The 20,256-nt window shown below is 57.6% G+C and carries 19 protein-coding genes and 1 tRNA gene; 12 read left to right on the top strand and 8 right to left on the bottom strand.

The window, feature by feature from the left end; translation table 11 throughout:
- Positions 1-2: 2 nt before the first annotated feature.
- Positions 3-1,004, bottom strand: a complete 1,002-nt coding sequence (gene cobD, locus B0E33_RS27100; protein ID WP_077292930.1) for a threonine-phosphate decarboxylase CobD — start codon at positions 1,002-1,004, stop codon at positions 3-5.
- 325 nt (positions 1,005-1,329) lie between these two features.
- Between cobD and B0E33_RS27095 the strand changes: the two genes are divergently transcribed.
- On the top strand, positions 1,330-1,572 hold the full coding sequence (locus tag B0E33_RS27095) for a hypothetical protein (RefSeq protein ID WP_077292929.1): 243 nt from the start codon (positions 1,330-1,332) through the stop codon (positions 1,570-1,572).
- Positions 1,573-1,604: 32 nt separating this feature from the next.
- Here B0E33_RS27095 and B0E33_RS27090 read toward each other — a convergent pair whose 3' ends face one another.
- The 3 genes from B0E33_RS27090 to B0E33_RS27080 all read right to left on the bottom strand — a co-directional run bounded on the left by B0E33_RS27090 (position 1,605) and on the right by B0E33_RS27080 (position 3,460).
- Entirely contained in the window at positions 1,605-2,735 is a 1,131-nt protein-coding gene (locus B0E33_RS27090; protein WP_077292928.1) for a carboxylate-amine ligase, read from the bottom strand.
- Positions 2,736-2,833: 98 nt separating this feature from the next.
- On the bottom strand, positions 2,834-3,199 hold the full coding sequence (locus B0E33_RS27085) for a hypothetical protein (protein WP_077292927.1): 366 nt from the start codon (positions 3,197-3,199) through the stop codon (positions 2,834-2,836).
- Between the two features lie 187 nt (positions 3,200-3,386).
- Positions 3,387-3,460: transfer RNA gene (locus tag B0E33_RS27080), tRNA-Cys, on the bottom strand.
- A gap of 250 nt (positions 3,461-3,710) precedes the next feature.
- On the opposite strand from B0E33_RS27080, the gene B0E33_RS27075 reads away from it, so the two are divergent.
- The 3 genes from B0E33_RS27075 (at position 3,711) to B0E33_RS27065 (ending at position 7,003) form a co-directional block, all read left to right on the top strand.
- Positions 3,711-4,373 carry a protein-L-isoaspartate O-methyltransferase family protein gene (locus B0E33_RS27075; protein WP_031268553.1) on the top strand — a complete coding sequence of 221 codons (663 nt, stop codon included), beginning with the start codon at positions 3,711-3,713 and terminating at the stop codon, positions 4,371-4,373.
- 210 nt (positions 4,374-4,583) lie between these two features.
- Entirely contained in the window at positions 4,584-5,975 is a 1,392-nt protein-coding gene (locus B0E33_RS27070; RefSeq protein ID WP_228148040.1) for a TolC family outer membrane protein, read from the top strand.
- Positions 5,976-6,259: 284 nt separating this feature from the next.
- Positions 6,260-7,003 carry a PopZ family protein gene (locus B0E33_RS27065; RefSeq protein ID WP_022998753.1) on the top strand — a complete coding sequence of 248 codons (744 nt, stop codon included), beginning with the start codon at positions 6,260-6,262 and terminating at the stop codon, positions 7,001-7,003.
- Between the two features lie 20 nt (positions 7,004-7,023).
- Here B0E33_RS27065 and B0E33_RS27060 read toward each other — a convergent pair whose 3' ends face one another.
- Complete coding sequence (locus B0E33_RS27060; RefSeq protein WP_167579604.1) at positions 7,024-7,452, bottom strand: DUF1284 domain-containing protein; 429 nt, start codon at positions 7,450-7,452, stop codon at positions 7,024-7,026.
- A gap of 183 nt (positions 7,453-7,635) precedes the next feature.
- Between B0E33_RS27060 and B0E33_RS27055 the strand changes: the two genes are divergently transcribed.
- Both B0E33_RS27055 and B0E33_RS27050 read left to right on the top strand, forming a co-directional pair.
- Positions 7,636-10,566: a valine--tRNA ligase gene (locus B0E33_RS27055; RefSeq protein WP_077292925.1), complete on the top strand. Its 2,931-nt coding sequence runs from the start codon at positions 7,636-7,638 to the stop codon at positions 10,564-10,566.
- 111 nt (positions 10,567-10,677) lie between these two features.
- Positions 10,678-11,226: a DUF2155 domain-containing protein gene (locus B0E33_RS27050; protein ID WP_439126674.1), complete on the top strand. Its 549-nt coding sequence runs from the start codon at positions 10,678-10,680 to the stop codon at positions 11,224-11,226.
- 27 nt (positions 11,227-11,253) lie between these two features.
- Here B0E33_RS27050 and B0E33_RS27045 read toward each other — a convergent pair whose 3' ends face one another.
- From B0E33_RS27045 to B0E33_RS27035, 3 genes are all read right to left on the bottom strand, one after another.
- Positions 11,254-12,045, bottom strand: coding sequence for a GNAT family N-acetyltransferase (locus tag B0E33_RS27045; RefSeq protein ID WP_077292924.1), 792 nt, complete (start codon positions 12,043-12,045; stop codon positions 11,254-11,256).
- 97 nt (positions 12,046-12,142) lie between these two features.
- On the bottom strand, positions 12,143-12,619 hold the full coding sequence (locus B0E33_RS27040; protein WP_077292923.1) for a GNAT family N-acetyltransferase: 477 nt from the start codon (positions 12,617-12,619) through the stop codon (positions 12,143-12,145).
- A 60-nt stretch (positions 12,620-12,679) separates the two neighbouring features.
- Positions 12,680-13,348: an alpha/beta hydrolase gene (locus B0E33_RS27035; RefSeq protein ID WP_022998747.1), complete on the bottom strand. Its 669-nt coding sequence runs from the start codon at positions 13,346-13,348 to the stop codon at positions 12,680-12,682.
- 300 nt (positions 13,349-13,648) lie between these two features.
- On the opposite strand from B0E33_RS27035, the gene B0E33_RS27030 reads away from it, so the two are divergent.
- The 6 genes from B0E33_RS27030 (at position 13,649) to B0E33_RS27005 (ending at position 20,249) form a co-directional block, all read left to right on the top strand.
- Positions 13,649-14,818 (top strand): cysteine desulfurase family protein, encoded by a 1,170-nt coding sequence (locus B0E33_RS27030; protein WP_077292922.1) that lies wholly within the window; start codon positions 13,649-13,651, stop codon positions 14,816-14,818.
- 103 nt (positions 14,819-14,921) lie between these two features.
- Complete coding sequence (gene sufB, locus B0E33_RS27025; protein WP_031268546.1) at positions 14,922-16,394, top strand: Fe-S cluster assembly protein SufB; 1,473 nt, start codon at positions 14,922-14,924, stop codon at positions 16,392-16,394.
- Between the two features lie 66 nt (positions 16,395-16,460).
- Positions 16,461-17,216: a Fe-S cluster assembly ATPase SufC gene (sufC, locus tag B0E33_RS27020; RefSeq protein WP_077292921.1), complete on the top strand. Its 756-nt coding sequence runs from the start codon at positions 16,461-16,463 to the stop codon at positions 17,214-17,216.
- A 14-nt stretch (positions 17,217-17,230) separates the two neighbouring features.
- Complete coding sequence (locus B0E33_RS27015) at positions 17,231-18,550, top strand: SufB/SufD family protein (RefSeq protein WP_077292920.1); 1,320 nt, start codon at positions 17,231-17,233, stop codon at positions 18,548-18,550.
- Positions 18,551-18,585: 35 nt separating this feature from the next.
- Positions 18,586-19,842: a cysteine desulfurase gene (locus tag B0E33_RS27010; RefSeq protein ID WP_077292919.1), complete on the top strand. Its 1,257-nt coding sequence runs from the start codon at positions 18,586-18,588 to the stop codon at positions 19,840-19,842.
- 11 nt (positions 19,843-19,853) lie between these two features.
- Positions 19,854-20,249 (top strand): SUF system Fe-S cluster assembly protein, encoded by a 396-nt coding sequence (locus B0E33_RS27005; protein ID WP_006933232.1) that lies wholly within the window; start codon positions 19,854-19,856, stop codon positions 20,247-20,249.
- The last annotated feature ends 7 nt before the right edge of the window (positions 20,250-20,256 follow it).

The following is a 20,256-nucleotide window of genomic DNA, read 5'->3' as shown; positions in this document are numbered from 1 at the left end:
CGTCAGACCTCTTTTAGCGCTTCTGCAAGAGCGTCTGTCAGACGTTTGAGATTTTCCGGTCCTCCTGGAAGGCCAAAGCGGATCCAGGTTGGTGCGTAGTCGAAGATCCGCGTCCAGATCCTTCTGCGGGCAAGGGCCTCATGCAGGCCCTTGGGATTGCGCAGACCGGCAAGCGCATAGAGAGGGGTGCCGCCGAAGACACTGAGACCTGCCTCGGAAAGCGCGACTGTCAGGTCCGCCATGTCTTCGATCAACAGCCTGGTTGTCCGATCCTGCCAGGTGCTGTCACGCAGTGCCCTGGCCCCGATTTCCAGCGCCGGTCCGCTGAGGCTCCAGCTGTCCAACAGGCCGGACATTCTGGAAATGGCGGTTTTTTCGCCTGCAAGAAAGCCGATCCGCAGTCCCGCAAGACCGAAGAACTTTCCAAAGGACCGCAAAACGACAACGTTTTCGGTTCCGATGTGCGGCAGCAAGGTCGCGCCCGGTACGACATCGGCAAAGGCTTCGTCCACCACCAGATAACCGCCGCGTGCGCTCAGTGTCCGCGCGATTTCGATCAAGCTTTTGACATCTATCAGACGTCCGTCCGGATTGTTCGGATTGACCAGAACCACGATCTTTGCATCAGCGGGCAGGGAGTAGACGCTGGATACTTCGATAGGTGCTCGGCTTTCCCGCGTCCAGGCATCCCTGTGGCTGGTATAGGTGGGCGAGGCGAGAACGACCGGCCCTTCAGGAAGGATGGTCGGTAGAAGCGACAGCAGGACCTGTGTTCCAGGCGCTGCACAGACAGCGAGATTGTCGGGAATGCGATAAGCTTGGCGAGCAGCTGCAATCAGGTGTTCTTCGGCGCCGCGTGCCGGCAGGCTGGTCCAGGTGGACAGCGGCAGGTCGTCAGGCACGGGATAGCTGTATGGATTTATCCCGGTTGATAAATCCAGCCAGTCGTCATGCGTTCCGCCAAAGCGCTCAATCGCAAGGGTCAAATCCCCGCCGTGTTCCATGAAAATGCCTCTTGCAGTTGGCAGGTCGGCCGATCTGCCTTTCGTCACTCATCTAGCCGGTAGGAAGGCCAAAAGTACAGACGGTTCCCGACATGCGTTGCCGCAAGAACGTCCTGCGCTTTGGTTCGTCCTGTCCCAAAAGCTGTTATGCGCATGTTGCCTGCCTTTTCAAACATTTATCAGGGTTCGGTACTACACTTCTGTCATTAGGGTGCAAGGGAGGCGGGTACGGCGTAAAGCGACGCAACTTTGGGCGCATTGACAGATCCGTCAAAGTGCAGAAAAAAGAACAAAAGAAGAACAATGTGCACCGAAGGACGCCCTGATGGCAAAGACCAGCCACCATTCACCATTGCAGGACGTGGAACGCGACGCCCTGCTGGCTCAGCTTGCGCTGGCGCGGCAGGCCTTGATCAAGGCGCAGCGCGGCATGCGCCCAAGGTCCGGGCTGTCACGCTCTGCCGCCGCGGTGATAGAGGAGATCGACGAATTTGCCTTTGTGCTGACCGGTTCGACCGAGTTTTTTCACACAGGCGCCCACGGAACGCCGCCAAGACAACCCGGTTGATCGTGGCGAGAGCCGACCCACGATTGGATTGATCAAAGCCCTCGTTGGGTCTCGGAAATCAACTGGTCGACAATCCTGTCGAGAATGTCCTGGCGCAGGTGACCGTCTTCAGGAATATCACCAGCCAGTTCCAGCTGGCGTTCCGCGGAGGTGCCTCTGGCGGCGATCTCCCTCAAATGGCTCACGTCGGACACGCAGTCAAAATGAACTGCGTCCGGAAGAATGAGTTCAATCAGTTCCTCGATCATGTCCGGAAAGGCTGCCGTTTTGTTGCGGCCGAAATCGATCAGTTGTGCATTTGTGCCGTGTCGTTGTGCCTGCCAGCGATTTTCCGCCAGGAGAAACCGTGAATATTGCCGCCAACCCTGATTGGCGCGGCGCAAGCGGTAAAGCATGCGGCACAGGCATCTGAAAGTCGCTGCTATGGCGACGGCGTCGTCAAGCAACGGACAGACATCGGTAATGCGCATTTCCAGTGTCGGAAACCGGTCGGAGGGGCGCAGGTCCCACCAGATCTTGGTGGCATCTTCGATGACACCGGCGCGAACGAGAATGTCGACCGTGTGCCGATAGTCGAAGTAACTGTCGAATCCGGGTGGCAGGCCGGTCCGCGGCATTTCGTTGAAAACCGATAGACGATAGGACTTCAGGCCGGTGTTCCGACCACGCCAGAACGGGGATGAAGTGCTGAGTGCGAGCAGGTGCGGCAGGAAATAGGCGAGCTGATTGAACAGCTCGATGCGCAGTTCTTCGTCTTCAATACCGACATGAACATGCATTCCGCAGATCACCATGCGCTTGACCACGAGCTGCATGGTCCTGGCGATCTCGTTGTAACGTTCCTTGTCTGTGTGCGGCTGGTCCGTCCAGTCGGCGAACGGGTGGGTTGAAGACGCAATCGGCGCCAGGTCGAACATTGCCGCCTCGCGCGCAATGGTCTTGCGGAAATAGCCGAGTTCCGTGCGTACCTCCTGCAGACTGGAGCATACCGGTGTTCCGACCTCGATCTGACATTTCAGAAATTCAGGACTGACTCGTCCTTCAAGGGCGGTTTCGCAGGCCTTGAACAGTTCCGGTGGTGGCGAACTCGCCAACATGCGGGTCGATCTGTCGACGAGGAGATATTCTTCCTCGACGCCAATGCTGAAACTCGGTTCCTTCATGTTGGGCAGCTTCCGTGCTGTTACAGCGTTCGGTCAAGGCAGGATAAATGCGGATGGAGCACCTGAGAAATGATCGACACCCGGATCCTTGCCAAAAACTACCAGATGTTACCCGCGCCAGGTGTATAGGCAGCACCCATCACCGTGTTCGCCTTGACGATGTCGCACTCAAGAATGCCGGAAAACCTGGCGATGGGAGTGCTTGTCTCGGTCATGCTGGCAGAAACCTTGAATTTGCTTCCGGCCGAGATCTCGACAGTGTCCATGCCCTGGATGAGCACGCTTTTCGGCGCACTGATGATGACATCCTGGTTCTGTAGCGAAATCACGCTTTCCAGATCAGCTATTCGGTTTTCCAGGTCATTGATGCGCTGGCGCAAGGCTTCCACAAGAGCCGCGGTATTGTCGCTGGCGGAAACCGCGTGCGGTGTCTTGCGCGGTCGGGGCGGTTCAACGCGTTTCATGGTTGATGTCGTGATCACTCGCGCCGGTTTGCCTGGCGCTGGCGGACTTCCACCTGGTGTTTTCATGGCACATCCCCTTTTTCAAGGCTTCTGGACGGAAACTAACATGACGCTAGGGAAAGATGTAGCATCGGCTTCGTTCAAGACAACGAACGCCTGAAAACATGCAATGATCTGAAAAAGTGTCTGGAGGCCCCGACCGGAATCGAACCGGTGTACACGGATTTGCAATCCGCTGCGTCACCACTCCGCCACAGGGCCCCTAGGTGGTGTGCCGCGCCTTATCAAACAGTTGCGCGATTTGGTCAAGCCCTGTTTTCAACGTCGTACACATTTCCACCGTTGCCGATTATCGATTTGAGGAAAGCCATGAGTTGCTGCTTATTTTCGGCAGAAACCGGGTGCCATCGCAGGATCTGCTCGCGCGGATACTTGTCAGGCAGCCTTTGCATCGCTAATGAACGTTTCTCAAGAGGCGCCGGTAATCCGGCATGTCAAAGTGAGGGCCGATATGACGGACTTTAATCAGTCCCGCCGCAAGATGGTGGATAACCAGCTGCGCACCAACGATGTGACCGATCACCGGATCCTGGACGCAATGGAAGTGGTGCCGCGCGAGCGCTTCGTTCCGGCATCCAAACGTGCCGTTGCCTATATCGACGAAGATCTGCCGATTGGAGCAGTCGAAACCGGCCGCATGCTGATGAAGCCGCATATTTTCGGAAAGCTGGTTCAACTGGCGGATATCCGGGAAGGCGATGTCGTTCTGGTCATTGGAGCTGGCACCGGTTACAGCGCTGCAGTCGTTTCCAAACTTGCTGCTTCCGTCGTGGCTCTTGAGGAAAATCCGGACCTTGCCAAGACGGCAACCGAGGTTCTGGTCGATCTCGGCATCGAAAATGCGGTTGTCGTGGAAGGTGCACTGGCAGCAGGCTATTCTTCCGAAGGCCCTTACGACGTCATTTTCGTGGACGGAGCCGTCGAAGTGCTGCCAAAGGCTCTGACTGACCAGCTGAAACCAACAGGACGTCTGGCAGTGATTGAAGGACGCGGTGGTGCTGGCGTCGCCAAACTCTACCAGAAATCGGGTTCTGCGGTGAGCAGCCGATTCGGTTTCAATGCCTCCGTTAGCGTGCTTCCTGGCTTCGACAAGGCTGACGAATTCGTTTTCTGAGTGATCAATTTGGTCCGGACTGACAGAAACCCGCCGAATGATGGCGGGTTTTTGCTTTAAAAGCCGAGAAATGGCTTAACGCAGCGATAACTTGTTGCCATTAAGCCGCACTCGCGGAAATTCGCAATTATCCGCTCTCAAACGGTTGAAGAATAACACCCATCAGTTTACTCAACAGGATCAAATAGGTTGACCCGGAAGGAGTGTGGGGTGTCTGGTCGTTCAACTCTAAAAGTTTTGACCATTGCTATTGGCCTGTTGGGTGGCGTTTCCGCCACCGCCTTGACCGGTGCCTCCCTGTCTCCCGCTGATGCTGAAACCATCAGAGAATCGCTGGCGCTTGCCTATTCGAACAATCCCACCTTGAACGCGGCGCGTGCGCAGCTTCGTGGTGTGGATGAGAATGTGCCTCAGGCACTGACGGGCTGGCGGCCAACCGTTACAGCATCCGCAGCGGCCGGACGCCTCGCAGCCGGGGCCGACTCGGCGATCGACTATCGCAACAACGCGTCGATCTCGCTGACGATCAGTCAGACCCTGTTCCGTGGCTTCCGGACGATCAATTCCACCCGTCAGGCAGAAGCTGTAGTGCGTGCTCAGCGTGAAAGCCTGATGTCGACGGAGCAGGACACGCTGTTGGATGCGGCAACGTCCTACGTGGATGTGATCAGGGATACGGCTCTGGTATCGCTTCAGCGCAGCGACCTTGCCTTCCTTCAGGAACAGGTAAGAGCCGCACGTGACCGGTTCGACGTAGGTGAGGGCACCCGGACGGACGTCAGCCAGGCGGAAGCCCGCGCTGCCGAAGCCCGCGCCAGCCTCAACACCGCGATGGCCAACCTGAATACAAGCCGCGCCATCTACCGTCAGGTGATCGGCGTTGAGGCACGCAGCCTGTCGGCCGATACGTCGATCAGCCGCTACGTTCCCAAGTCCATTGACGAGGCGATGCAGCTGAGTGAAACACATCAGCCATTGATCCGTCAGGCACAACACCTTGTCGATGCCGCCATTTTCAACACCAAGACGATCGAAGGTGAACTTCTGCCGACCGTCACCTTGGATGGCAGCATTTCCAGATCGTGGAACCCGTCTGCAACGACCGACTACAGCGACAATGCGCAGATCTTCGGTAACGTCAGCATTCCGCTCTACCAGGGTGGTGGCGTGTCGTCGCGTGTGCGGCAGGCCAAGGAAGAACTGGGCCAGACCCGTCTGCAGCTGGATGTGGCGCGCGATCAGATTCGCGCCAACGTCATTTCCGCCTGGGGTAACTACCAGGCGGCAGAAGCTTCCATCGTTGCAGCCCAGGCCGCCGTCGAAGCACAGCAGCTGGCTCTGGAAGGCGTTATTGAAGAGCAGCGCGTCGGTCAGCGCACCACGCTCGACGTTCTTGACGCTCAGCGCGAACTGGTCATTCAGCAGTCCAATCTCGTAACAGCGCAGCGCAACCGGATTGTCAGCGGATATCAGCTGGTTGCTTCGATTGGCCGGTTGGACGCTGAATCACTTGGCCTCAACGTTGCCCGCTACAATCCGAAGCAGCATTACGAGGCTGTGCGGGACCAGTGGTTTGGTCTGCGCACTCCAGATGGCCGGTAAGAAACTGGTAACTTATATTCTTCACGATGGCGGCTGACGGTCGAAAGATCTTCAGCCGCTTTTGTTATTCGGCTGAACATCCTGACAAATTTACGAAGGATGACGTGAAACGCCTGGCCGAATTCCACCCTTGATCGGTAATTCCCGACTAAAAAGGGGATAAGGCGATGCTTCGGGGCGCGTTCACTTTGCGCGTTTCTTATTGACCCGCATAATTTCGGTTAACGAATCATTTTGATGGAACAGACTGTTCCTGAGCGTAGCCGGTAAGTACGGGGGAAGTCATGGCGCAGGCGAAGAAGGCTGATGAGCCGTCGATGGAGGAAATCCTCGCGTCGATCCGCCGAATCATATCCGATGAGGACTCCCAGGGAGCCGAAGACGGCGAAAGCGGCAGCAGCGAACCCGTAGAGACACCAGTAGAAGAAGAGGCGGCGGACGATATGGGCAATGCCTCCGAAATGTCCCAGGACGATCTCGACAAGCTGTTCGACATGAGCAGCGACGATGATGAAGACGACCTTCCGGTAGAAGATGACGACGCGGATGACATGGCTGCAGCCATGGCTGCGGATGCCGAAGAAGACGAAGGCGAAGACGTTCTTGAGCTGACCGAGGAACTGGCGATTCCTGACGATGATGCGATGGACATTGTCGAAGGAATGGCAGAGGACCTGGACGGCGACGAAGGAGACATTTCCTTCGCGGCTCCACCTGCTCCTGAATTTGATCCCGAACCGGAACCTGTCTTCGACCCTGAGCCTGTGATGGCCGCTCGGCCGGTGCCTGACGATTTGCCGAATGTGGCGGACGATGCCCCTCTGACATCGCAGAACACCGGTGAAGCCGTTCACGCGGCATTCGACAACCTGTCGAACATGTTTGTTGGCTCGCAGGCGCAGACGGTTGAGGAGCTGGTCAAGGAAATGCTGCGGCCGATGCTGAAGGCGTGGCTGGACCAGAACCTGCCTGGCATGGTCGAGCAGATGGTTCAAAAGGAAATTCAGCGCGTGACGCGCCGGCGCTAGGCCGGATTTGTCCGAAGATTTCAGTCAGGGGGTGTCAGATGGCATCCCCTGAATTCGTTTCTGGCAATCGCTGAGCACATATTCTGCCATTCACAGCCTTGGCATGCCTTGCGGATTGAGCCGTTAGCGAACGCATCTCTCAGAAAAGACAGGGTCTGTCGGTCCAAAACGATGGAATTGCCCTTTTCAAGAGGGCGTCCGAGCGCCAGTGCAATATCAGCGGCCGCTGTCCGGTCCCTGTCGCGAACGCTTTCATTTCGACAATGGCACCCCGGTTCGTCCAACATTGGCTGGCACAAAGTGTCTGGACCTTCTACCAGCTCAATTGGTTCACCTTCATTCAGGCGCTGAACGATTGTGCTGTAATTTTGGACAAAGGCCGGCGTATAGCCTTTGCCCAGATAGGTCAGCATGCAAAGCAGGTGGTGCGGACGGATTGAAACGGTCATGACCCGCTTATCGCAGCAAACGTCATTCAACCCAAGTTCTGATCGGCAGACCGGTACTTCACCTATCAAAAGCGCTACCGGGCAGCAGGTTTGCCCCGCATAGGCGGTTGACTTGCGGCAGCGCATCCGATTTACACGGTGCTTCACGAAAATCGAAATTCATTCTCCCATTGAGTGACCCTGATGCTGGATAAGACCTACGATGCGGCCAGCGTTGAGCCGCGGATTTACGAAACCTGGGAAAAGGCGGAGGCCTTCAAGGCCGGAGCTGGTGCCAAAGAGGGTGCAGCCTCCTTTTCCATCGTAATTCCGCCGCCGAACGTAAACGGTTCGCTGCACATGGGGCATGCTCTCAACAACACGCTCCAGGACATCCTGATCCGCTGGAAGCGCATGCAGGGCTTCGACACCCTTTGGCAACCGGGCACCGACCATGCGGGGATCGCGCTTCAGATCGCTGTCGAAAGACAGATGGCCGAACGCAACGAGCCGAGCCGCACAGAGATCGGCCGCGAGGCATTCGTACAGCGTGCATGGCGCTACAAGGGAGAAGTCGGCAGCGCGATTATCGCTCAGCTCAAGCGTCTGGGCGCATCATGCGACTGGTCGCGTGAGCGGTTCACCATGGACGAAGGCCTGTCGGAGGCCGTCCGCAAGGTTTTTGTCGACCTCTACAACGAGGGCCTGATCTACAAGTCCAAGCGGCTCGTCAACTGGGATCCGAAGATGGAGACAGCCATTTCGGATCTCGAGGTCGAGAACATCGAAACCGATGGACACATGTGGCACTTCCGCTACCCGCTTGCTGGTGGCGCGACCTATGAATACGTCGAGAAAGACGAAGAGGGGAACATCACCCTTCGCGAGACCCGTGACTATATTTCGATTGCCACGACGCGGCCGGAAACCATGCTGGGTGACGGTGCCGTTGCCGTTCATCCGGACGATGAGCGTTACAAGCCAATAGTCGGCAAACTCTGCGAAATCCCGGTCGGGCCGAAGGAACATCGTCGTCTGATCCCGATCATCACCGACGAATATCCGGATCCGGATTTCGGCTCGGGGGCGGTCAAGATCACCGGTGCACATGACTTCAACGACTATGGTGTCGCTCAGCGCAACAAGATTCCGATGTACCGCTTGATGGACACCAAGGGTGCGATGCGCGCCGATGGTGCGCCTTATGTCGAAGAGGCCGCCAAGGCCCAGGCGATCATCGATGGCGCAGAGATGACCATTCAAGAGGTCGATCTCATCAACATCGTTCCGGACGATCTGCGTGGACTTGACCGGTTCGAGGCGCGCAAACGCGTTATCGAACAGATCACGGCGGAAGGTCTGGCAGTTACGGCGCCGGCGGATCATCCGGACGTCGCCTGGATGAAGGGGCAGGCCCCTGAATGGAACACGCTTGGCCGGGCCGTCGTTCGTCCGCTGGAGGAAGGCGCGGAAGCACCGGAGCGGTTGCCGCTGGTTGAATCCAAGAAGATCATGCAGCCGTTCGGAGACCGCTCCAAGGTCGTCATTGAGCCTATGCTGACGGACCAATGGTTTGTCGATGCCAAGACACTGGCGGCTCCCGCCTTGAAAGCCGTTCAGGACGGCACGACCAAGCTTATTCCCGGCAACGCCGACAAGGTCTATTTCAACTGGCTCAACGACATTCAGCCCTGGTGTATTTCCCGCCAGCTCTGGTGGGGCCATCAGATCCCTGTCTGGTATGATGAAGATGGCAAGGAATACTGCGCGCATTCCGAGGACGAGGCCGTTGCAATGGCGGGCGGCAAGGCGCTGACGCGCGACGAGGACGTCCTGGACACGTGGTTCTCCTCGGCGCTCTGGCCGTTTTCGACGCTTGGTTGGCCACACAAGACGCCGGAACTCGAGCGCTACTACAAGACGGACGTGCTCATCACGGGTCTCGACATCATCTTCTTCTGGGTTGCCCGGATGATGATGCAGGGCATTCATTTCATGGACGAAGTGCCGTTCCACACGGTTTACTTCAACTCGATCGTTGTTGACGGCAAGGGCAAGAAAATGTCCAAGTCGACCGGAAACGTGATCGATCCTCTCGATCTGATCGGCCGTTTCGGCGCCGATGCCACCCGGTTTGCGCTTGCGAGCCAGGAGGTTCAGGCCCGCAGGATGCTTCGGATGTCCGACCAGGCAGCCGAAGGCGGTCAGCGCTTTGCCACCAAACTCTGGAACGCTGCCCGGTTCGCCGAAATGAACGGCTGTGCCCGGATGGAAGGGTTCGACCCGGCAGCAACCAAGCACACGCTCAACCGTTGGATCGCAACGGAAGCAAGCCGCTGTATCGCCGAGGTGACCACGGCACTCGAGGACTTCCGGTTCAACGATGCATCCGGTGCTGCCTATCGGTTCACCTGGAACACGTTCTGCGACTGGTACCTGGAACTCGCAAAGCCGATCTTCAACGGTGATGATGAAGCTGCCAAGGCTGAAACCCGGGCAACGGCAGCATGGGCGTTGGACGAAATCTTGAAGGTCCTGCATCCGATCATGCCGTTCCTGACGGAAGAACTGTGGGAGCGTCTCGGAAACGAAGGCAACGCGCATGATGGCTTGCTGATGCTGACTGCCTGGCCGGAGCCCAAGGTTTCCGATGAGGCTGCGGCTGGTGAGATCAACTGGCTCGTGGATCTGATTTCCGAAATCAGATCGGTTCGCGCGGAAATGAACATTCCGGCAGGTGCGAAGGTCTCCGTGGTCGTCACAGGGGCCAGCGAACAGACCAAGGCTCGGCTCAAGACCCACGAATCTGCCATTCTTCGTCTGGCAAGGGCAGAGACCGTTTCCCTGGCTGATGCAGCTCCCTCCGGAGCGGCCCAGATTATTGTTGGCGAAGCCACGGTCTGTCTGCCACTCGCCGGGGTCATCGACCTTGGTGCAGAAAAGACCCGACTTCAGAAGGAAGCCGGCAAGCTGGAAGGTGAGATCTCGAAGATCGAGAAGAAGCTTTCCAACCCGGCATTCGTTGCCAAGGCCCCCGAAGAGGTTGTTGACGGCGAACGCGAAAAAGTTGCCGAATCCAAGGAAAAGCTGGAGAAGGTCCAGACGGCGCTCGGTCGTCTGGCGGAAATCGGCTAGATCATTTCTCGGCCCGGAACGAGCTTTGTCTTTTCCGGGCCGCAATTCGGTGCTAGCGCCGCATAAAAGAACACACGTATGCTTAGCACCTGAGGAATCGAATTGAAGCTGATGGCGGACCAGTTTGACACGATGAAAGCGGTAAATCGCCTGGGCGCAGGCCTTGGAATCGCGGCGATGGCGATGGTCATGCCCCTGGTTTCTGCACACGCTCAAAAGATCGAAAACCCGGTCGCCGTCTTTTCGGGCCTCGACAAGATCACCGGACGTATCATCTCCTTCGATGTTTACATTGGTGAAACCGTCCAGTTCGGTGCGCTGCAGGTCACGCCAAGGGTCTGTCACACGCGCCCTCAGACAGAATCGCCTCTCACGACCGGTTTTGTTCAGGTCGATGAAATCACGCTCAACAACGAAGTGCGGCGGATATATTCCGGCTGGATGTTTGCAGCCAGCCCGGGCCTCCACGCGGTTGAGCACCCCGTGTACGATATCTGGCTGACCGATTGTAAACTTGCCTCTAGCGTTCCGCCGCCAGAAGATTATGCCGGTCCTCCGATTAAAGGCACCGTTGCAGAGGGCGAAGACCCATTGGCTGGACCTGACGACGGCCTGGATACTGGTCCAGGCGTGCCGCGTCCGAAACCCTTCCAGGGGTAGGCAGAAGTCGGAAAACGGCTTTGGGTCTTATCGCGTAAACCGTTCAGCCCCCCTTGTCGCGAGCGCGGAATAGAGTTCTTGCGACAAAGACAGCCCGCAACCTTCGACCATTCGGCGTGATGTTGTGTTCGTTGCCGCGACCAGTTCATAGACATGTGTCGCTGAAAGTCGTGTCAGTGCTGCGTCCGCCATCAGCGCATTGACGTAAGTGCCGAGCCCTTTACCGCGATGTTCAGGCGCAACGGCAACGAGACCACCCCAGGCATAATTGTGATAGGGGCTGTGATGATTGTGCGGCAGATAGGCGTGGGCACAAGCGGCAAGGCAACCTGCGTCATCCATCAAGCCGACGGAAACAACCGCACCATGATCGCCATTCAGGAACGATCCTGAGAACGGAGCGATTCCAGCCGCTGCCATGAATTCCTGGAACGAACGCGTCAGCGGACCCTCTGCGCCGTCAAGCTCTGAAAATGCGCGAATGCCGCCTGGAAGGGCGGTTGAAAGGGTCGGCCTTGTTGCGTCGCGGATCGCATTTGTGTCGCCCACGAAGACATCCCAGGTGTCCAGCCGGTAGCCGTTTTCTGTCAGAGCGTTTTCCAGGTCGGGCTGACGGGCTTTCTCAAGCAGACGAAACCCGAACACGCCATCTTCTGCCAGTACTTCGAAGATGGTGTCGAGCCCCAGGGCATCAGGGTCGTCCGTACCGAGCGTGCGTACATTGCAGCAGGCTCCGGGCGTCTTCATGGTCCAGCCGTAACGTTCTTCCGCTCGTTGCTGGAGCTTGATTTGCTGTTCTGTCCCGAAATAGCCGGCCATCGTGTTCACGCCTCCCGGTTCTCAATCTGGGAAATCAAGGCAGGCAAATACCGGTCTGTCCAGTCTGCTAATTGTTACAGGGACTTGGCGGTTGCTCTCAATTGCGTGCAGGGTACCCTGGAGCGCGCAATTCAAAGCCAGTCTTGGAGGTGGTGAACCCGAGGTTCTCGTAGAACCGATGAGCGTCCTTGTTGGCTGAACCCGACAGCAACATCACCTTGAAACATCCGGCCGAAAACGCCTTGTCGGTGGCAACACGAAGTAGTGCCTTTCCAATTCCGCTGCCCCGCCAGTCGGCATGTGTAACGACATTTTCAACAAGGGCGAATGGTGCGCAGCCACGCGTCAGATTAGGCACGACAATCAACATGCAGGTCGCAACCAATGTGCCTGCCAGTTCTCCGACAAGCAAATCGACACCTTGTTGCGTCAGGATCTGGTGAAAAGTTTCGAGGCGAAAATCATCATCAGCGGCAATGTCGTTGGAAATCAGTTGGGCATAGAGCGCGCAAAGTCCCTGGAAATCTTCGGACTTTGCTGAGCGGATGACGAGACTGTCTGTTGAGGCGGGCATGAGAACTGCAGGCGTTCGGACAAATGAAAAGCCCGCCGGGTGGCGGGCTTCGGTGTCGTGTCAGTCGATGTCGACGTAATCGGATGGCGTCAGCCCAAGCCGCCCATCCACATAGGTGCCGCAACGCTGCATGAGCTCGTCCATATCGTTTTCGAAGAAATGGTTGGCTCCCGGAATGGTTTCGTGATCGATCACGATGCCCTTCTGGGTTTTCAGCTTATCGACTAGCGTCTGCACATCCTTCTGCGGAACGACCTTGTCGTTATCACCATGAATGATCAGGCCGGAGGACGGGCAGGGGGCCAGGAACGAGAAGTCGTGCAGGTTTGCCGGTGGGGCGACCGAGATGAAGCCTTCGACTTCAGGGCGGCGCATCAGCAACTGCATGCCGATCCAGGCACCGAACGAGAAACCGGCAATCCAGCAGGCGCGGGCGTCGGTGTGTACGGTCTGCACCCAGTCGAGAGCCGCCGCTGCATCGGACAGTTCGCCCTGGCCATGGTCGAAGGAGCCTTGCGACCGGCCGACGCCGCGGAAGTTGAAACGCAGCACTGCAAATCCGCGCCGGGCGAACATATAGTACATCTGGTAGACGATCTGGTTGTTCATCGTGCCGCCGAATTGCGGATGCAGATGCAGAACCAGGGCAATGGGCGCGTTGCGTTTTCTGGCGGGATGGAACCGGCCCTCAAGCCGGCCGGCGGGACCGTTGAAGATCACCTCAGGCATGAAACGCTATGTCCTTGTCATTTTGTCGCGCAGAAGAAGATCGCGCGGTAATTTGGGCTCACGATACGTGGTTTCCCGTAAGTCTAAACTTGACTCTTTGTCTCCGAGTTTCTAGAACCCTGTTTAGAATTATTCGAAAGTTCGCACCATCCCTCAACAGGCAGACGATGCTCGGTTCGACCGGTTGGGGGCAGTTATCGTCATCATGGCGGAAAAATTCAAGGTTTTTCGCACATGTAGCTGATAGTAAAGCGAAAATTCGATTCTTTGCGAAACTCGAGTTCAAGCGTAAGAGGCGCTATGCAGCAGCAGTCAGCCCCGATCTATCTGGACCACAACGCCGGCGCGCCTTTGCGCGAAACCGCGCGTGAGGTCATGGTCGAGGTGCTGAATGATGCAGGCAACGCATCCTCCGTTCATGCTCACGGCCGCAAGGCGCGTGGACGCATTGAAACTGCACGCGAACAGGTCGCCCGTCTTTGCAACGCCAGGAACCGTGCAGTGACATTTGTGTCCGGCGGAACGGAAGCGAACATGACGGCGCTATCACCGGCCTGGCAAGACCAGGGAGCGCCCGTTTACCTCGACAAGTTGTTCAGGAGCGCTATCGAGCATCCTTCCGTGATGACTGGCGGACGCTTTGCGGTTTCCGATCAAGTGGTCATACCTGTCGACAGCGATGGCCGTGTTGAGCTCGGTGCCCTCGAACTGGCTGTCAAGGACGCCGGGCCAAGCCTCATTTCCGTGATGGCTGCCAACAATGAAACCGGTGTCATCCAGCCTCTGGCCGAAATCGGTGCCATTGCCGAAAGACACGGCCACTTCTTTCACGTCGACGCGGTTCAGGCTGCCGGCCGGATGCCGATCGATCTGGAAAGCTGGAAGGCAGATGTCCTGACGCTGTCTGCTCACAAGTTCGGTGGTCCGCAAGGCATTGGCGCGGTTGTGGTGCGTTCAACGGCCCGTGTACCTGCGCCACTCATGGTTGGGGGTGGTCAGGAAAACTGGCGCCGCGGCGGAACGGAAAACGTTTCGGCAATCGCCGGCTTCGGCATTGCCAGCAAGGCCGCTCTTGAAGAATCGGCCGATACGCGCCATCTGAGCGATATGAAGGCGAAGCTCGAAGCCGGGCTGTGCGCGATTTGTCCTTCGACAGTTATTTTTGGCGACAAGGCTGAAAGACTGTCCAACACCTGTTGCTTTGCCGTTCCGGGCATTCCGGCAGAAACCGCGCTGATCGCCTTCGATCTCGACCATATCTCGGTCTCATCCGGTTCAGCCTGTTCTTCCGGCAAGGTGTCCGTGTCTCATGTGCTGACAGCCATGGGCGTTCCGGAAGATCTTGCCCGCTGCGCCTTGCGTATCAGCATGGGGTGGAATACCAGCGGCGCCGATATCGACAGGTTCCTTGAGCTGTGGCCGAAAATCGTCGGCAGGCTCAATCCGCAAGCACGTCATCAGGCGGCTTGACGACAAGATTTAGGCAGCTTCGCTGCCAGACATGGCGCAGGTGACAAGGTCCCTGCAGGAAATAACAAAAGCAGGCACGAGGCCTGTTGAATGGAGGCAAGACATGCCAGCTGTACAGGAAACCATCGATACGGTGAAAGCCATCGATGTCGACCAGTATAAATACGGCTTTGTGACCGATATCGAGTCGGAAAAAGGCGCCAAAGGCCTGTCCGAGGAAACCGTTCGCTTTCTGTCGGCTAAAAAGAACGAGCCGGAGTGGATGACCGAATGGCGCCTTGATGCGCTCCGCCGCTTTCAGCAGATGGAAGAGCCGACCTGGGCGCGCGTTTCCTACCCGAAGATTGATCTCGACGACCTCTATTACTGGGCGTCCCCGAAATCCGTCGAAGGCCCGAAAAGCCTGGACGAAGTCGATCCGGAACTGCTGGCGACCTACGAAAAGCTCGGTATTCCGCTGCGCGAGCAGGAAATCCTGGCCGGTGTCGAGCCGAAGAACCGGGTTGCGGTCGATGCTGTGTTCGATTCCGTTTCCGTCGTGACCACGTTCAAGGAAGAGCTGAAGAAAGCCGGCGTCATCTTCTGCTCCATTTCCGAAGCACTGCGCGAATATCCGGATCTGGTGAAGAAGTATCTCGGTTCCGTCGTTCCGGTGACCGACAACTACTACGCGACGCTGAACTCGGCCGTCTTTTCGGATGGATCCTTTGTCTATGTGCCTGAAGGCGTTCGCTGCCCAATGGAACTGTCGACCTATTTCCGTATCAACGAACAGAATACCGGTCAGTTCGAGCGCACGCTGATCATTGCCGAGAAGGGCGCCTACGTGTCCTACCTGGAAGGCTGTACGGCACCTCAGCGCGACGAGAACCAGCTTCATGCCGCTGTCGTTGAACTGGTGGCCCTGGATGATGCGGAGATCAAATACTCCACCGTCCAGAACTGGTTCCCGGGCGACAAGGACGGCAAGGGCGGCATCTATAATTTCGTCACGAAGCGTGGCGATTGCCGCGGCAAGAATTCCAAGATCTCCTGGACGCAGGTCGAGACCGGATCAGCGATTACCTGGAAATACCCGTCCTGCATCCTGCGCGGCGAAAATTCGCGTGGTGAGTTCTATTCGATCGCGGTTTCCAACGGCTACCAGCAGGTCGACAGCGGCACAAAGATGATCCACCTGGGCAAGAATTCTTCCAGCCGGATCATTTCCAAGGGCATTTCCGCAGGCAAGTCCCAGAACACTTATCGTGGCCTGGTTTCCGCTCACCGAAAGGCCTCGAATGCACGCAACTTCACCCAGTGTGACTCACTGTTGATTGGCCAGGACTGCGGTGCTCACACCGTGCCTTACATCGAGAGCAAGAATGCCTCGGCCCAGTTCGAACACGAGGCGACCACCTCGAAGATCTCGGACGACCAGATGTTCTATTGCCTGCAGCGCGGCCTTTCCGAAGAAGAAGCCGTGGCGCTGATCGTCAACGGTTTCGTCAAGGACGTCATCCAGCAGCTGCCGATGGAATTCGCCGTCGAGGCACAGAAGCTGATCTCGATCAGCCTGGAAGGATCCGTGGGCTAGAGGGCCTGCAAAGTTACGAATTGATTTGGGCCTTGAATGCCCGCCGAAATACGAGGAACAATCTCAATGCTTGAGATCAAAAACCTGCATGCCCGCATTGCGGAAGACGAAACAGAGATCCTGCGCGGCATCGATCTGACCATCAATGCAGGCGAAGTACACGCCATCATGGGCCCGAACGGTTCCGGCAAGTCGACGCTGTCCTACATCCTGGCCGGCAAGGACGACTACGAGGTTACCGACGGCGAGATCCTGTTCAACGGAGAGAACCTTCTTGAGATGGAGCCGGATGAGCGCGCTGCTGCGGGCCTGTTCCTGGCGTTCCAGTACCCGATCGAGATTCCAGGTGTTGCCACCATGGAATTCCTCAAGACGGCGATGAACGCACAGCGCAAGGCGCGCGGTGAGGACACGCTGTCGATCCCGGACTTCATGAAGCGCGTCAAGGAGGCTGCCGGCCACCTGAACGTCTCCATGGACATGCTGAAGCGCCCGCTTAATGTGGGCTTCTCCGGTGGCGAGAAGAAGCGTGCGGAAATTCTGCAGATGTCCTTGCTTGAACCGAAACTCTGCGTTCTCGACGAGACCGATTCCGGCCTCGACATCGACGCGCTCAGGATCGTTTCTGAAGGCGTGAACAAGCTGCGCGGTCCCGATCGCGCCATGGTGGTGATCACCCACTATCAGCGTCTGCTCGACCACATCGTTCCGGATGTCGTCCACGTTCTGTCCAAGGGCCGCATCGTCAAGACCGGCGACAAGGACTTGGCGCTGGAGCTGGAAAAGAACGGTTACGCCGACTACATCGACACGGCCGCCTGAGGGAGCAAAGCGATATGAACGCCAGCGCACCCATCAAACACACCCAGGCGGAAAGCGACCTGCTGGAGCGTTTCGACAACGCGAAAGACGGTTTGGCCGGCTCGGTTGCCGTCAAGGCTCTGCGCGAAGCGGCGCTCGGCCAGATTCGGGACCGTGGACTGCCGCATCGCCGGGTAGAGGAATACAAGTATTCCGACCTGCGCGCCTACATGAAGTCAGCAGCCCCGCTTGCAGGATCGGCTGATGAAGCCGCGGCCAGAAGCCTGATCGAGACACAGGACGGTTTCGGAGATCTCGACCGGTACCGCATCGTCGTTGCCAATGGGTCCTATCTTGCCGCGCTTTCCGACGTGGAAGCGCTCGCAGGCGAAGGTGTAACCCTGACAAACGTTGCCGATGCTCTTGCCGGCGAAACAGGCACCCAGCTGATTGCGTCGCCAAAGACGGGACCGTCCGACGGTGTCGTTGCCTTGAACACTGCCTTCCTCCAAGGCGGCGTCGTCATGACAGTCGCGGCGGGCGTGGAAGTGTCCAAGCCGGTCGAGCTGGTTCAGGTGGCGACTTCCACGGGCGCGCAGGCCGTCCGCAACCGCATCGAACTTGGCGAAGGCGCAAAATTACGTCTTCTGGAAACCTTTGTCGGAGATACCGGTGAAGGCGAACTGAACACGGTGTTTGACTACGATCTCGCCGACAAGGCAGCGCTTGCTGCCACGCGATTGATCGTCGGCAAGACGGACGCCGCGCAGCTGTTTACGACAATCGCAACGCTTGGCGCTGAAACCGAGCTGAAATCGCTTGGCTTCATCGCTGGACCGCAGTTCACGCGCAACCAGCAATTCATCAACTTTACCGGTGAAAACTCCGAAGCGAAGATCTACGGCGTGACCATGGCTGGCGGTAAATCGCTGGCTGATCAGACGCTGATCGTCGATCATGCTGTGCCACACTGCAACAGCCGCGAGTTCTTCAAGACCGTGCTGGACGGCGAGGCCAGGGGTGTCTACCAGGGTCGCATCAACGTTGCCCAGCATGCGCAGAAAACCGATGGCGAGATGATGACCCAGGCTCTGCTCCTTTCCGAGGATGCGGAAATGGCGAACAAGCCAGAGCTGGAGATTTTTGCGGACGACGTATTATGTGCCCATGGTGCGACCAGCGGACAGATAGATGAAGACCTGCTCTTCTACCTTCGTGCCCGTGGCATTCCGGAAGACGAGGCAAAGACCCTTCTGGTACTCGCTTTCCTGTCCGAAGCGATTGAAGAATACGGCGAGGACGATGTGACCGAAGGCCTGGAAGCGCGCGTGCGTGACTGGCTTGCCAATCACTGACATCTGAAGCGAACGGGAATAAGGAGCAGCGCCGCATGACGGTCGCGACCGCAGAAGAAACAACCGGCAACACCGGTTACGACGTCGAAACCATCCGTCGGGATTTTCCGATCCTGTCGCGGGAGGTTTACGGCAAGCCGCTGGTCTATCTGGATAACGGTGCTTCCGCCCAGAAACCCCAGCAGGTGATCGATGCGGTGACCAAGGCTTACTCGGAGGAGTACGCCAACGTTCATCGTGGCCTGCATTTCCTGTCGAATACCGCAACGGACAATTATGAAGCCGCGCGCGAGAAAGTGCGCCGTTTCCTGAATGCCGGATCCGTCGATGAGGTGGTTTTCACCAAGTCCACGACCGAAGCGATCAACCTGGTGTCATATGGCCTCGGGCCCGACTATTTTGCCGATGGCGGTGAAATCGTTCTGTCGATCATGGAGCACCACTCCAACATCGTGCCTTGGCATTTCCATCGGGAGCGTCACGGTGCGAAGCTGAAATGGGTCTATGTTCGCGAGGATGGCTCGTTCGATCTTGATGCCTTCGCTGATACCTTGACGGACAAGACAAGACTTGTTGCGCTCACGCACATGTCGAATGTTCTGGGCACGGTCGTTCCGGTGAAGGAAGTTTGCCGGATCGCGCATGAACGGGGCATCCCGGTGCTTGTGGACGGAAGCCAGGCGGCCGTGCATCTTCCTGTCGACGTACAGGACATCGACTGCGACTATTATGTCTTCACGGGACACAAGGTCTATGGGCCGTCGGGCATCGGGGTCCTGTGGGGCAAGCCGGATCGGCTGAAAGCCTTGCGCCCCTTCAATGGCGGCGGCGAGATGATCCTCGACGTGACCGAGGACCTTGTTACCTATAACGAGCCGCCACATCGTTTCGAGGCCGGCACGCCCCCGATCGTCCAGGCAATCGGCCTCGGTGCGGCACTCGACTATATGGATGCACTCGGGCGGGAGAACATTGCCCGCCATGAGGCGGATCTGAAGGACTATGCCCACCAGAAGCTGCGCGAGATCAACTCGCTGCGGATTTTCGGGGATGCACCGGACAAGGGCGCAATCGTCTCCTTCGAACTGCAAGGCGCTCACGCACATGACGTTGCCACGATCATCGATCGGGCAGGGGTGGCGGTCCGGGCAGGGACCCATTGTGCACAGCCGCTCTTGGCAAGATATGGTGTGACCTCTACATGTCGGGCAAGCTTCGGGCTTTACAACACGCGTGCGGAAGTGGACGCGCTGTATGAAGCCCTGTTGAAGGCTCAGAGCTTTTTCGGGTAAGGACGGACCCCATGGAAAACGCTACCACAATCGATACCGGCGCGGACGGCGAAGAGTTGCAGACGGAAGTCTCGGCCAAGAGCGCCATTCCGGCAAATGAACTCGACCAGCTGACCACCGATATCATCGGTGCTCTGAAGACGGTCTACGATCCGGAAATTCCGTGTGACATCTATGAGCTTGGCCTGATCTACAAGGTCGATATCGAGGATGACAGGTCGATCAACATCGACATGACCCTGACGGCCCCTGGCTGCCCTGTGGCTGGCGAAATGCCGGGCTGGGTGGAAAATGCCGTTTCTGCGGTCGCAGGGGTAGGGCCGGTCAACGTCGATATGGTCTTCGATCCTCCCTGGACGCCCGATCGCATGTCTGACGAAGCGAAGGTTGCGCTCAACTGGTATTGAGCTTCAA

The sequence above is a fragment of the Roseibium algicola genome (assembly GCF_001999245.1).
GTDB lineage: Bacteria > Pseudomonadota > Alphaproteobacteria > Rhizobiales > Stappiaceae > Roseibium > Roseibium algicola.
This window is presented reverse-complemented; position numbering and strand designations above follow the sequence as displayed.

What these genes read in the sequence shown, in the direction of transcription:
- cobD (WP_077292930.1), bottom strand. Translation starts at nt 1,004, where the DNA reads ATGGAACACGGCGGGGATTTGACCCTTGCGATTGAGCGCTTTGGCGGA.
- B0E33_RS27095 (WP_077292929.1), top strand. Translation starts at nt 1,330, where the DNA reads ATGGCAAAGACCAGCCACCATTCACCATTGCAGGACGTGGAACGCGAC.
- B0E33_RS27090 (WP_077292928.1), bottom strand. Translation starts at nt 2,735, where the DNA reads ATGAAGGAACCGAGTTTCAGCATTGGCGTCGAGGAAGAATATCTCCTC.
- B0E33_RS27085 (WP_077292927.1), bottom strand. Translation starts at nt 3,199, where the DNA reads ATGAAACGCGTTGAACCGCCCCGACCGCGCAAGACACCGCACGCGGTT.
- B0E33_RS27075 (WP_031268553.1), top strand. Translation starts at nt 3,711, where the DNA reads ATGACGGACTTTAATCAGTCCCGCCGCAAGATGGTGGATAACCAGCTG.
- B0E33_RS27065 (WP_022998753.1), top strand. Translation starts at nt 6,260, where the DNA reads ATGGCGCAGGCGAAGAAGGCTGATGAGCCGTCGATGGAGGAAATCCTC.
- B0E33_RS27060 (WP_167579604.1), bottom strand. Translation starts at nt 7,452, where the DNA reads ATGACCGTTTCAATCCGTCCGCACCACCTGCTTTGCATGCTGACCTAT.
- B0E33_RS27055 (WP_077292925.1), top strand. Translation starts at nt 7,636, where the DNA reads ATGCTGGATAAGACCTACGATGCGGCCAGCGTTGAGCCGCGGATTTAC.
- B0E33_RS27050 (WP_439126674.1), top strand. Translation starts at nt 10,678, where the DNA reads ATGGCGGACCAGTTTGACACGATGAAAGCGGTAAATCGCCTGGGCGCA.
- B0E33_RS27045 (WP_077292924.1), bottom strand. Translation starts at nt 12,045, where the DNA reads ATGGCCGGCTATTTCGGGACAGAACAGCAAATCAAGCTCCAGCAACGA.
- B0E33_RS27040 (WP_077292923.1), bottom strand. Translation starts at nt 12,619, where the DNA reads ATGCCCGCCTCAACAGACAGTCTCGTCATCCGCTCAGCAAAGTCCGAA.
- B0E33_RS27035 (WP_022998747.1), bottom strand. Translation starts at nt 13,348, where the DNA reads ATGCCTGAGGTGATCTTCAACGGTCCCGCCGGCCGGCTTGAGGGCCGG.
- B0E33_RS27030 (WP_077292922.1), top strand. Translation starts at nt 13,649, where the DNA reads ATGCAGCAGCAGTCAGCCCCGATCTATCTGGACCACAACGCCGGCGCG.
- sufB (WP_031268546.1), top strand. Translation starts at nt 14,922, where the DNA reads ATGCCAGCTGTACAGGAAACCATCGATACGGTGAAAGCCATCGATGTC.
- sufC (WP_077292921.1), top strand. Translation starts at nt 16,461, where the DNA reads ATGCTTGAGATCAAAAACCTGCATGCCCGCATTGCGGAAGACGAAACA.
- B0E33_RS27015 (WP_077292920.1), top strand. Translation starts at nt 17,231, where the DNA reads ATGAACGCCAGCGCACCCATCAAACACACCCAGGCGGAAAGCGACCTG.
- B0E33_RS27010 (WP_077292919.1), top strand. Translation starts at nt 18,586, where the DNA reads ATGACGGTCGCGACCGCAGAAGAAACAACCGGCAACACCGGTTACGAC.
- B0E33_RS27005 (WP_006933232.1), top strand. Translation starts at nt 19,854, where the DNA reads ATGGAAAACGCTACCACAATCGATACCGGCGCGGACGGCGAAGAGTTG.